The organism is uncultured Umboniibacter sp. (assembly GCF_947497555.1).
GTDB lineage: Bacteria > Pseudomonadota > Gammaproteobacteria > Pseudomonadales > DSM-25080 > Umboniibacter.
Window position 1 is genome coordinate 49186 of the sequence record NZ_CANMGY010000012.1, and the last position, 12848, is coordinate 62033.

Genomic DNA, 12848 nt, shown 5'->3' on the forward strand with positions numbered 1-12848 from the left:
GTATTATTACTATAAACTTTGATTCGCCCCAAAAATGGCTGTGTACATAATGGCTGAAGGGTCAATTGCATCGGGCCCTTCTACAATGAGTGCCTTTCTGAAGGGAAGATAATCTACCGGATGCTCGTTTTTATATTCCCCACCTTCTGACCAAGTCACCACTAACAAGCCGCCAGTCTTTAGCAAACCAAAAAGTCGGAGTAATGCCTGCTGCTGCTCCACTTGATTAAGTCGCGGCCACTGATTACTAACCAGAATGGCGTCATACTGTGGTTTACTAATGAGGGATAGTAAATTAGGTAATTTATCGCAGATCCATTCTACCTTGGCGTTACCATCGTAGAGTCGTTCCCATTGAGGATTGTCTTCCACCGCGGTTACCTGCCATCCACGCGAAGCGAACCAGTGTGCATCTCGCCCGCTGGCGGCACCTATATCGAGAAAACTTCCACAGCGCGAATCAAGAAACGACAACCATTCCTCGTGATGAGATTCGCTAGACACAGCCTGGATCCGACTATGCTTGGCTTTTATGAGCAACCGCTCCATTGTTACGTTACCTTCCATGGCAATATTAGAGAGCTCTAAGTTATATTTGTACATCAGTTAACATCAAAAGAAAAGTAGCTACCACATCAATTGTCTTGATTGGCTGTATCGGAAACTTCGGGCAACTCAAGATTTGCTTTGCCCACTAACTCGGCATCTAACTCTTTCGTCACCGAAACTCCGAGCTCGTTAAACTCCGCAGCCTGCTTAATAAGGTTGCCTCGCCCGGTTGCTAGCTGCCCTAATGCTTTATCATACTGTTCACGCGCTTGGTCAATGCCTTTTCCAACTCTGGACATACTTTCCAGAAATAGCCTTAGCTTGTCGTAGAATTTGGCTGCTCGGGTAGCAAGCTCTGCACTGTGCTTGCTTTGATCCTCAAATCGCCAAAGCTGCCGGACAATATTTAAGCTCGTCAAAAGTGTGGTGGGTGTTGCGACTAAGACATTTTTCTCAATTGCGCGTTGATATAGGGTTTCATCGTGCTTTAGCGCTTCCACGTAGGCCGACTCGATCGGAATAAACATGATCACGACTTCAGGCGAGTTTAACTCTGGAAGCTTGTAATAGCTCTTATCGGCAAGCTCGGTAATACGTGCACTGACGGCGGCAGCGTGCTCCCCAAGAGCCATTGTTCGAACCTCAACATCCTCAGCATTCACAAACCGCGTATAGGCAGCCAGCGATGTCTTGGCATCGATAATCAAATGCTTCCCCTGCGGCAGGTACACGATGGCGTCAGGTCGCTGCTGGCGGCCATTCCCATCGGTAAAGCCCTTCTCTCGGGTATAATCCGTGCCAATACGAAGCCCCGAGCTATCGAGGACATTCTCTAACATCAACTCACCCCAGTTACCTTGCAATTTCTTCTGACCCTGAAGTGCGTTGGTTAATGCATCAGCTTTATCGGTGATTTGTCGGTTTAACTCCTGCAGCCCAATGAGTTCCTGACGAAGCGCACTGCGCTGCTTTAATTCTTCTACGTGAATGGACTCAACTTTTTCGCGAAAACCTTTAACATCTATCTGCAATGGCTGAAGTAATTGCTTTATTGAATCTTCACTTTGCAATTTAAACGCCTGGCCTTTCCTCTCTAGAACCTCTTGCGCAAGCTGTTCGAATTCCGTCTTAAGCTGCTCTCTGCTCGCCTTGAAGTCCGCTAACTGTTGAGCGAGACTAGCCTCTCTTTCGGCAGCAGTTGCCGCCTGCTCTGCCAACCTTTCCTTCGCTGCTGAAAGCTGTTGCTGTAATGTCTTAAGGTCATTGTCTCTAATTGCTGAACGCTCTAGCAGGCGCTGTTGTTCAGTTTCCTTAGCCTCTAGCTGCGCATTGGCTCGCTGAAACTTTCGGTCATTATCTAAGCTTGTTTGCTGAAGTTCCCGCAACTCCAACACTAACTTATCTGCCTCCTGGGCGCTTAATTGCAGAGCTTGTCGTTCCAATTCTGCAGCTCTCTGTACGTGGTTAGCGCGCTGATATTGTCTCAACCAAAGCACCGCCATAGTCGCTTTTATCAACACCAATAAGGCGCAGGCGCCTACCAGAACAAGCATCTCAATCTGCATTCTTCATCTCCGCTAATAGCTGCCTCTCCAGTCTAGATTTAGCCAATCTAATACAGTAGAAAATAGCTAGCACTCCAAATATGAAACCACCTAGTGAAAAACCAACAATAGCGCCTTCGGCCCCAAACCACTCCGAGCCCAACCAAACGAAGGGGATGACTCCAATGCTGTTCCTAAGGAAGTTTGCCGCCGTTGCAAATCCCGGCCGACCCATATTATTGAAACCAGCGTTAGCCACAAATAACGCACCCATTGCGCAGGTAAGAGGAATCGCAAAGTAGCAAAATGCTTTGACCACATCGGCAACCTGACCTTCCGCGCCGAATAGCACCAAGATGTATGGCAACGTAAGCACCATCAGCAACCAGAGTATCGCCGTATAAACACAACTAAACTTCACCGATGCCTTCAAAGTTTCGATCACCCGTGGATACAAGCCAGCGCCAACATTTTGGCCAATAATTGGCCCAACTGCTCCCGACAGAGAATAAAATACCGCAAACGCGACGGGTGTAATCTTTGATATGATCGCCGATCCCGCCACCGCCGTCGTACCAATTTCGGCAAGTTTGTAGGTGAGCAACGCCATACCAATTGGCGTGGCAAAGTTAGTGAGCGTTGTCGGTAAAGCGAATCGAGCAATGATTCCTACTTCAGATCGAAATTGCTGCCAATTTATTCGTGCGAGCATAGGATGGACTTTCAAGACAGCGTATAAGGCAAAGGAAGCCATTGTCACTCTGGCCGCCGCCGACGCCATCGCCGCACCCTCAATACCCAACTCAAAATAGAAAATAAAAATAGGATCCAGAATTAAATTGACCAGTGCGCCAGCCAGCATCATTGACATCGCTCGCTTGGCATCCCCAAGCGCTCTGACAATGGCGTTCGCCGAGGTAGCAAGAACCATCACCGGAAAGAAAGGTAACAACCAGGCGCTATAACTATACGCCAACTCAGCAGAGCGACCCGTTGCGCCTAACCAAGCCAGTAGGTTCTCAAGAAAGGGAAACGTAATCAGAGCAATGGCTACCGCGATGATGGATGAAAAGAGCATGATATTCGAAGCGGTCGCCTTCATCTTCGCTTCGTCACCCTGGCCAATAGCCTTTGAAACCAACGCCAACATCGCCACTGATAACCCAATACCAATAGACTGAGTAAAGAAAAGAATAACTCCGGCAAAGCCGATGGCCGCTAAAATGTCATCGTCACCCAGCTGACTGAGAAAAATAAGGTCCGTTAAGTCCACGCCGAAGATGGCCAATAAACCGATGGTCGAGGTCGCTGACATCACTAAAATGTGATTGAGCACATTCCCCTGAGTAAAGTCCTTCTTCGCCATGTATCCCAACCTGAAAATAAATCGAATTCCTAATTTAACAGTTTTCGCGCTTAGCAACGAAACAAATTTAGGTCTAGGCTAAATAAACCTGAAGCTGCTATAGTTCGAGCAGTAAACAAAATTTCTTATTGGAAATTTTGCATCAAATTTGAATGAGACTCCTATGGCTTTAAGCATTTTCGACATCTTTAAGGTTGGCGTTGGCCCTTCCAGTTCACATACCATCGGGCCGATGTGGGCCGGACGTTACTTTTTAGACGAACTGATTGCGCGTAATGAACTTGAAAAGGTTGCTCGGATCAAAGTCGGCCTTTATGGATCGCTCGCGCTAACAGGCTTCGGTCACGCCACCGATAAAGCCGCAATTCTTGGCATTGCGGGCCTTGCTCCCGACACGATGTGTCCTGACTTTGCCGATGAAGTTTTTGACCGAGCCAAAATTGAAGGGAAGCTTCGCCTTAATGACCTGCGGGACATCGACTTCAATTACGAAAGCGATATGATTTTCCATTTTAACGAAGCTCTCCCCGAGCACCCTAATGGTATTCGCTTCTATGCGGTTGATGAAAACGGCATTGGTCTCTTCGAGAAAGCCTACTTGTCCACGGGAGGAGGCTTTGTCATCAGCGTAGATGAGTTTCATCAGACCTCATCAACTGAGACCATGGAAGTTAACGTACCTTGGGACTTTGACAATGGCGACGACATTCTCGCCATCTGCGAAGCGCAGCAATTTAGTATTGCTGAGATGGCTTACCAAAATGAAGAAGCCATCAGCGGCTTGTCTCGAAATGATATCCATGCGCGTATCGATCATATATGGGAAGTGATGAAAGCGTGTATTGACCGCGGAATGCGAATGGATGGCCAACTACCTGTGAGCGGGATTAAACGTCGCGCCAAGGACATGATGACGAGCTTAACGGCACACCCCGAGGCCATGCTCAGTGACCACTTTGCGATTATGGACTGGGTGACGCTCTTCGCTATGGCCGTAAATGAAGAGAACGCCTGCGGTGGCCGAGTGGTAACAGCACCTACGAATGGCGCCGCCGGTGTAATACCTGCAGTGCTTGCCTACTATACTCGATTCGATAAAAAGAGTAGCGAACAGGGGGTCCGAGATTTCTTAGCAACTGCCGCCGTGATCGGCATGCTCTATAAAATGAATGCGTCGATCTCGGGAGCTGAAGTGGGTTGCCAAGGTGAAGTCGGCGTGGCCTGCTCCATGGCCTCTGCCGGTTTAGCAGCGGTTATGGGCGGGACGGTTTTACAGGTGGAGAATTCCGCAGAGATTGGCATGGAGCATCACCTCGGCATGACCTGTGACCCCGTAGGCGGGCTTGTTCAGGTTCCATGTATTGAACGCAATAGCATGGCAGCAATTAAAACCATTACTGCGGCGCGCTTAGCGTTGCGTGGAAACGGTTACCACGAAGTATCTTTGGATAATGTGATTGAGACGATGTATAACACGGGGTTAGACATTCAGGCCAAGTATCGGGAAACGTCCCAAGGTGGACTAGCACTCTACGCGGGAAAGAAATCTCAGTGCTAAGCGGATTCAATGATACGTTAGCTTAGCGCAGAGCTAATACCTCACTAAGCCTTCGAAACACATACAAAAAGGGCACTTTCATGTGAGGTGAAAGTGCCCTTTTTCAATTCCACGGTTAGGTGTAACGATAGCTACCTTGCTACTGAATCCTTAAAAACTGAGCGCAACCCCGCGACCGCGTGGATCCGCCGCCGCCTCATAGGAGTCGCCATGCTTCGCAGCTACCTGGAGATCTCCCAACCACTCCACTGAATGGCTATAGCCAAGATCAGTCAACTCACTCATCGCCTGGTCAGAAAGTGCTTCGCTCATCAACAGATGATTTTCCGGAAACAATTGATGGTGGAAGCGTGAGCTAGAAACCGACTCAAGTGCGTTTTGACCAAAGACATAACGATTCAAAATAGTCTGCGCCACACTGGTGATAATGGTTGAGCCTCCCGGCGTGCCGCTGACGAAATCAACCTTACCCTCGACTAAGACTAAACTCGGCGTCATTGAAGACAGCATCCGTTTATGCGGGGCGATGGCATTCGCTTCACCACCTATTACACCGTATATGTTGGGCACGCCAGGCTTCGCAGAAAAATCATCCATTTCGTTGTTTAACAGAAATCCTGCTCCTTCAACTACATTACCACTACCGAATGACCAATTTAGGGTGTAGGTATTTGAAACGGCATTTCCGGCATTATCGACAATCGAAAAGTGTGTGGTCTGAGGACTTTCGACCGCGCCAAATCTTACGTCCGCAGTCTCAGAGATAGCCGCTAGATTTACTTCAGCAGCTCGATCGTGAAGATAGTTATTTGCCAGAAGTGCCTGCTGGGGAACGTCAACAAAGTCGGGGTCACCTAAGTATTCAGCTCGATCCGCGTAGACTCGTTTGTAGATTTCCGATAGCAGATGAACGTATTCGGTACTGTTATGCTGCGGCGTGCTATTGATTGCTGAGTACATGCCCAGTATTTGCAGTAGTGCAATACCCCCTGAACTTGGAGGCGGTGCAGTCACCACCTGCGTATTTCGCCATTCGCCCATCAATGGAGCTCGCCACTTTACCGAATAGCCTGCGAGGTCCTGCTTACTGATCAACCCTCCCGTACGCGCCATTTGAGCAACGATCAGCTCAGCTGTCTCGCCCTCATAAAAGCCGCTAGGCCCCTTGTCGGCGATACGCTGAAGAACTGAGGCCAAATCGGGCTGAACAAAACGTTCTCCAGCTATTAGCTGAGAGCCAAAATATTCATAAAAATTGGAGCTCTTTCCCATCGCCGTTTCCATGAAATAGCGCGCCTCTTGCTGCAGATGTGCTTCCACAACGAAACCATCTCGAGCAAGTGCTACGGCCGGCATGACCAAGTCTCGCCAGGGCTTACTACCATATTTTTGATGAGCCGCCCAAAGTCCCGCTACGGTTCCAGGCGTACCCGATGATGCACCACCGATCAGTGATGCGTTGGGGATCACATCGCCATTTGGATCCAAATACATATCCCTAGAGGCACCAGCTGGCGCTGTCTCTCGGTAATCTAGGAAATCATTCACACCCTCCATATGTAGTAGCATAAAACCGCCACCACCAATATTTCCCGCCTCAGGATAAGTAACACTTAAGACGAAGCCCGCCGCAACTGCAGCATCAATGGCATTACCGCCTGACTCAATGACTTCTTTGGCAACCAACGCGGCATGCTTTTCGGGCATCGCCACCGCACCGGCGTGGGAGTTATTCGCGCTAGTCAGTGATGGCAATATTAGGGCAGCGCCTATTAGCCAATGTTGGATACGTATGGACATAATTAAAGTGACCTCTGATAGCGAGTTTGTCCTGCTACGATAGTCTGCTCAACATCGACCTTAAGCAGTTCGCTAGAATCCACCGTCATGATATCGTTAGATAGAATCACCGCATCGAATAAATAGCCTTCACTCAGGCGACCTTTATAGCTTTCCTCAAAGGCGCCGACCGCAGGCCAAAACGTAATAGATTTAAGCGCCTCATCACGCGTCATCTTCTGAGCAGATTCATAACCACCGTCAGGCTGACCTGCTAAGGTCTGGCGTGTAACGGCTGCGTAGAAATTGGCGATGGGATTAATCGGCTCAATTGGGACATCGGTCCCGTTAACAATAATCGCGCCAGACTCAATCAGATCGCTCCACATATATGCGCCGCCCTCAATGCGCTCAATGCCTAAGCGATCAATAGCCCAAGGACGATCCGAACTCATATGAATGGCTTGCATAGAGGGAATTACACCCAGTGCTGCAAAACGCTTGATGTCATCGGGATGCAAATGTTGCGCGTGTTCAATCCGAAAGCGGTGATCAGTATCTGGAAATTGCCTGAGCGCGCGTTCAAAACGATCTAGCGTTTCCTGATTAGTCCTATCACCAATAGCATGGACATTTACCTGATAGCCACGTTCCAAGCCTGCGATTGCCAGCACTTCAACACCTTCCATAGGGTAGGTTGGCATCCCAAACGTATCGGGAGCATCGGAGTAGGCTTGAAGTAGCCAAGCTCCGCGTGAGCCCAAGGCGCCATCTGCATGTATTTTTATGCTTCGAACTGTTAGGTGGTTGTCATACAAGCCTACAACCGGCTCGCGCTGTAACCAACTTTCAATGAGCTCAGGTTGAGAGCTACTCAGCATGGAATAGACGCGAATAGGAAGTTGGGCTTTATCGCCGAGTAGCATCATTGCCTCGAGTTCATGCTGTAATGTCCCAGCATCGTGAAAGCTCGTGATTCCATTCGCCAAGGCATGCTCCGCCGCTCGAACAATATCTTCGCTCGCCTGTTCTTCGGTTGATGAGGCCGTAAAGGAATCTACCAGGTAGGCCGCATTTTCGTTGAGCACACCGGTCGGCTCGCCGCTGGCATTCTTTACAACTTTGCCGCCCACACCATATGCGGTCTCATGATCTATTCCTGCCAACTCCATGGCCAACTGATTAACAAGTGTAGCGTGCCCGCTGGCATGGCGAAGATCAACCGGGTGATTGGGAACCGCGGCCGAGAGTGCCTCATGCGTTGGGAATCCACCCACATATTCTGACCTGTCATTGGTCCACTTGCTCTGGTGCCAACCCCAGCCCATTACCCAGCTACCCGCTGGTTGCTGCTCCGCTGCCGCTGCGACACGATCGATGGCTTCCTCGTAACTGGAGGTCGAACTTAAATCCACCGTTACTAGCGCTTTACCAAGACCGGCCAAATGCCCGTGGCCCTCAACAAAGCCAGGGTACATTGCTCTACCATTAAGATTGATAACCTCTGTCATAGGGCCTATGAATACTTCAATTTCCTCCCAGGAGCCAGCATCCAACACTCTACCATCGTGCGCGGCCAACGCTTCAACTATCGGCTGGCTATCATCTACGGTGTAGATTGGCCCACCAAAAACAACGGTATCGGCAGGTTTTGGCGCGGCGTCGCAACCAATTAGTGATAATAGCGTTGCTGCAATGATGAATTGTTTCATGCTCCCTTATCCTCCGATAAAACTTCTTCCGTCAACTCATTAATCAGCGCGACATAAGCCTCATTCTCGCGAAGGCTAGCGAACGCTTCTTCAGTCTCTAGCTCGGACATTAATCGCGGTGACTTTTCAAGCGCCATATAGAGGTCTCGCAGCGCCTCTTTGGTACGGCCTAAGGTTGCATTCGCACAGGCTCGTTGCCAATAGGCGTAGGCATACTCCTGGTCAAAATCGATAGCCTGGTTACACAAACTCAAAGCCCACTCAGAGTCGCCATTCTCTAGGACTAAGTCCGCTTTGTAGGTAATTGCTTCAATGTCATCTGGCTTAATCTTCAAAATTTGATCATAGAGATCAATTCGAGCCTGAATCCCTATCTCCAAACCAGCGCGAAGCCACAGAGCGTGGAGCTCATTGGTGCGCGAGATATCTTCCTGTGCCTCCATGATTTGCTCAGAGCGCTTCTTAAGTCTGACATCCACCTCTTCCATTCGGTCTTCAAGTTCGGCCGATAGTTCCGCGAGTTGATTCGAACGCCTTTTAACCCCCGCCTCTACCTCGGCGAGACGACGCTCATACTCGGCGGTGATCTTATCGACCCGGCTGTTCACTAAACCTTCCACCTGAGCCCGAACATCGCGCAGCGAATTCCAGCCAACCAAAGCGACAAGTGCCGTTCCGCCGGCCATAATGTAGAAGAATATGGTCATAGTTTCCGCGGTATAAGCAATGGATTTATCGTTCGCCTCAACTCGATTGGCGGCAACCTGCTGGCTAATTTCTACGCGGTTATTTAGCATCTCAATGCGCAGCGCGCGAATCTCGTCCAAGACATATCGCTCTATAAACGGCTTGTATAACGGCTGGTCGAACTCTGTCTCAGTCAAGGCTGCGGCTCGTTCCTGCTGTTCTTCAGCACTTTGGTCTTGCTCTGACGGCGTGGGCTCAACTTCCTCTTGATTCCCGAAAACTGGCGCTGTGACACCAGAAAGACAAAGAAGGACAATTAACAACCAATTTTTCATACTCATATTCCCTATGAAGCGGTGTGTTGAATTCTAGCTCGAACTAGCGCGACGACTTCGTCTATCTGAGCAGCAGAGACATCAAGATGCACCACCAGTCGCATTGGACTTCCCGATGTTACGCGTACGCCGTTGTCTAACAGATAGTTAATTAAGTCAGGTAAATCATGATCAATCTCCACATACACCATATTAGTATAGGTCTGCTGTTCGAGTACATTGACCCTCTCAATTCCTGCCAGACCAGCGGCTAATTGCGCGGCCTTTTCATGGTCCTCTGCGGTACGGCCAATATTATCTAACGCTAGCTGCCCAGCTGCCGCCAACAAACCGGCTTGACGCCAACCACCACCCAACATCTTTCTCCAGCGTCGCGCCTCTTCGATGAACGCTTGACTACCCACCAATACTGACCCAATGGGGGCACCTAAACCCTTAGAAAGACACAACGAAATAGAATCAAAGGGCGCTGCGAGTTCGCTCAAGGGCACCTCATGAAAGCAGGCAGCATTGACCAGCCGGGCACCATCTAAATGCAATGCTAATTGATGCTGATCACAGATCGATCGCACCTTCTCGGGGTAGCCTATCGGCAGGGGCACGCCACCAATGGTATTCTCTAAGCAGACCAACTTAGTTCGAGCGAAGTGGATGTCGCGTGGCTTAATAGCCGCTTCTAATTCATCCATGTCAAACGTACCATCTGTCTTCAATGCCAGCGGCTGTGGCTGGATACTTCCTAGCACCGCGGCGCCTCCGGCCTCATACTTGTACGCATGAGCGCGCTGTCCAACAATATACTCTTCACCCCGCTGGCAATGACTTAGCAGAGCGAGTAAGTTAGCTTGCGTACCACTGCTCACAAATAGCCCTGCTTCTTTGCCCAGCATTGCAGCTACGCGCTGCTCCAAAGCCAACACACTGGGGTCATCTCTATACACGTCGTCACCAACTTTTGCGTTGAGCATGGCCTCCCGCATTGCACGTGAGGGTTGCGTTACCGTATCACTTCGTAGGTCAATCATTTCATTCTCTTCGTTAACGGTTAGCCGAAAGTTTCGTTATCGGTTGAAACTGCTAGTCTAAATAGACTATCAAGCTATCATAAGTCGCCCAACGGTGACTATCAGGAGAAGAGAATGTTTAAAGACTTATCTAACTGGGTACAGGAAATTAGAGTCGGACTGAATTGCATTGATGCGAGCTCAGCGGCAGAGCAAATTAAGACTGCGGGAGGAACCCTGATTGATGTTCGTGAGCCCGAAGAGTTCAACAATGCGTCCGCTGACGGCGCGGTTAACATACCCCGCGGCGTGCTAGAAATGCAGATTATACCTACAATCACCAGCCCCGACGCGCCTATCTACCTGCATTGCGCGACAGGAGGAAGAGCTACCTTTGCCGCCAAGCAACTGGTGGAGCTTGGCTATAGCAATGTGATGGTCATTACCTGTCCGGTAGAATCGGTGATCGGATCATTTAAACAATAACGTTAATGATCTCTACTACGTGTTCCGAAGTAGAACAGCCCTCATCAAGTCAGAGGTAATATCGACGCTCAGCAGGTCGCCGACGATGCCAAGCTACGGGAAATAGCCATGCCTTGTGGCGTGAAAAACGGAGCGTCGACCTAGAACGCTCCGTTTAATTGTTGCAAGGCTAAATGTAGTCTAGGCGATTTGCGACTTGCCGTTACGCACGAACGATGGCTTCACCACGCGAACCTTCAACTGCTTATTGCGAACTTCTACCACTGCAGAGTCTCCAATGGTCTTTGGCACACGGGCTAAAGCAATGGAAATACCTAGCGTTGGCGAAAAACTACCACTGGTGATTGTGCCAGTCAGGCTCTCGCCCTCTACCACAACCGTTTGGCCCGCACGCAGCACACCGCGATCCTCAAGCACCAAGCCCACCAGCTTATGGGTAGTTCCTGCTGCACGTTCCGCGGCAATGACGTCTCGACCAACGAAGTTTCGATCTGCCGGCTCCCAGGCAATCGTCCAAGCCAGGTTTGAGGTAAGCGGTGAAGTCGTCTCATCCATATCCTGGCCGTAAAGGTTCATTCCCGCTTCGAGTCGTAAGGTATCGCGAGCACCTAGACCGATTGGCTTAACGCCAGCGCCAAGTAATGCATCCCAAAGCTCCTCTACTTCGGTTGCCGGAACGATCACTTCAACACCAGCTTCACCCGTGTAGCCGGTTTTAGCGATGTATCCACCATCAGCCAAAGGCATGCCTTGGAATGGCTTTAAGCCCTTCAATTCTTCACTAATGGTTGGCATGAGCTCGTAAATTGACGCAAGGGCTTCAGGCCCCTGAACCGCAAGAATTGCCATCTCTGGACGGGATGTTACGCTAACTTCAAAGTCGGTAGCATTGCGATTGAACCAGGCGAGATCTTTCTCTGCGGTGCCGGCATTCACGACTAAACGGTAGCCGTAGGATGTTTTGTAGACGATAAGGTCATCAATGACACCGCCTGCTTCATTTAGCATGGGCGTATACATTGCTTGGCCGGCAGTAGGTAGCTTCGCAACATCATTGGCGAGTAAATACTGGAGGAATTCGGTTGCCTGCGCACCTTCAATATCCACGACAACCATGTGAGACACGTCGAAGACACCGGCGGCGGTGCGAACAATATTATGCTCTTCCACCTGTGACCCATAGTGTATTGGCATCTGCCAGCCCGAGAAATCAACGAATTTTGCGCCTGCTTCGGCATGCTTATTATACAGTGGGGTGGTTTTGCTCATGGCAGACAAGCCTCTTAGATGTTAGGTAACTAATGTGGAGATGAATGGTAATTTTAGATTGCCTAATATAATACCTAAAGTTTTTGTGTTTGTATCGTTTCGTAAATTTTTGAATCCAATCGGAAACAAAAAAGCCAGCATACGCTGGCTTTTTTGCTGGAGCTTTAAGACTAAGTATTTACTCAGCTTCGCCCATTTCCACTTCAACTTCGGAAACTTCTTCAATTTCTATGGTCTGCGCAGGCTTCTTCACGTTTACACGCATGCTAGATGGGCACTCACCACGCATTGTGATTGAGTCATCCTCGTTTACGGTAATAGTACAGTTGTTTGAGCTATTACCACCCGTTCCTACTGCAAAGACACAACCTGTTGAAAGTGTGGCAATAACAGCGATCGCAATTAGTTTTTTCATTTCTTCCCCTTACTTAAAAGCAATAATGCTTTAACTCTGATAAATAATAGACTAGTTGGCGTTAAGCGAGAACACTCAACGCACTAGCACAGCCTGATAACAACATTAAAATTACTGAAACACTGATTAAACGGTACATGATTC

The 12848-nt window shown here is 49.4% G+C and carries 11 protein-coding genes; 2 read left to right on the forward strand and 9 right to left on the reverse strand.

What is annotated here, in order from left to right:
• Window positions 1–9 precede the first annotated feature (9 nt).
• From Q0698_RS12070 to Q0698_RS12080, 3 genes are read right to left on the reverse strand one after another with little or no spacing between them, the layout of a single operon-like run.
• On the reverse strand, window positions 10–603 hold the full coding sequence (locus tag Q0698_RS12070; RefSeq protein WP_298636911.1) for a class I SAM-dependent methyltransferase: 594 nt from the start codon (window positions 601–603) through the stop codon (window positions 10–12).
• A 32-nt stretch (window positions 604–635) separates the two neighbouring features.
• Window positions 636–2114, reverse strand: a complete 1479-nt coding sequence (rmuC, locus tag Q0698_RS12075; protein WP_298636912.1) for a DNA recombination protein RmuC — start codon at window positions 2112–2114, stop codon at window positions 636–638.
• Window positions 2104–3459: an MATE family efflux transporter gene (locus Q0698_RS12080; protein WP_298636913.1), complete on the reverse strand. Its 1356-nt coding sequence runs from the start codon at window positions 3457–3459 to the stop codon at window positions 2104–2106. The genes rmuC and Q0698_RS12080 overlap by 11 nt, the downstream gene beginning before the upstream one ends.
• A 163-nt stretch (window positions 3460–3622) precedes the next feature.
• Between Q0698_RS12080 and Q0698_RS12085 the strand changes: the two genes are divergently transcribed.
• A complete protein-coding gene (locus Q0698_RS12085; protein WP_298636915.1) occupies window positions 3623–5017 on the forward strand; it encodes an L-serine ammonia-lyase in 1395 nt (464 codons plus the stop codon).
• Window positions 5018–5167: 150 nt separating this feature from the next.
• On the opposite strand, the gene ggt is transcribed toward Q0698_RS12085, so the two are convergent.
• Genes ggt through ltaE form a run of 4 tightly spaced genes read right to left on the reverse strand, consistent with a single transcriptional unit; the run spans window position 5168 to window position 10555 of the window.
• Window positions 5168–6817, reverse strand: coding sequence for a gamma-glutamyltransferase (gene ggt, locus Q0698_RS12090; protein WP_298636917.1), 1650 nt, complete (start codon window positions 6815–6817; stop codon window positions 5168–5170).
• 2 nt (window positions 6818–6819) lie between these two features.
• The gene (locus Q0698_RS12095) at window positions 6820–8508 is read right to left on the reverse strand and encodes an amidohydrolase (RefSeq protein WP_298636918.1); all 1689 of its coding nucleotides are present in this window, start codon (window positions 8506–8508) and stop codon (window positions 6820–6822) included.
• On the reverse strand, window positions 8505–9530 hold the full coding sequence (locus Q0698_RS12100; protein ID WP_298636920.1) for a hypothetical protein: 1026 nt from the start codon (window positions 9528–9530) through the stop codon (window positions 8505–8507). Before Q0698_RS12100 ends, Q0698_RS12095 begins: the two co-directional genes overlap by 4 nt.
• Window positions 9531–9541: 11 nt before the next feature.
• The gene (ltaE, locus tag Q0698_RS12105) at window positions 9542–10555 is read right to left on the reverse strand and encodes a low-specificity L-threonine aldolase (protein WP_298636921.1); all 1014 of its coding nucleotides are present in this window, start codon (window positions 10553–10555) and stop codon (window positions 9542–9544) included.
• 114 nt (window positions 10556–10669) lie between these two features.
• On the opposite strand from ltaE, the gene Q0698_RS12110 reads away from it, so the two are divergent.
• A complete protein-coding gene (locus tag Q0698_RS12110) occupies window positions 10670–11020 on the forward strand; it encodes a rhodanese-like domain-containing protein (protein ID WP_298636923.1) in 351 nt (116 codons plus the stop codon).
• 180 nt (window positions 11021–11200) lie between these two features.
• On the opposite strand, the gene gcvT is transcribed toward Q0698_RS12110, so the two are convergent.
• Window positions 11201–12289, reverse strand: a complete 1089-nt coding sequence (gene gcvT, locus Q0698_RS12115) for a glycine cleavage system aminomethyltransferase GcvT (protein ID WP_298636924.1) — start codon at window positions 12287–12289, stop codon at window positions 11201–11203.
• Window positions 12290–12467: 178 nt separating this feature from the next.
• Window positions 12468–12704 carry a hypothetical protein gene (locus Q0698_RS12120; RefSeq protein ID WP_298636926.1) on the reverse strand — a complete coding sequence of 79 codons (237 nt, stop codon included), beginning with the start codon at window positions 12702–12704 and terminating at the stop codon, window positions 12468–12470.
• Window positions 12705–12848 lie beyond the last annotated feature (144 nt).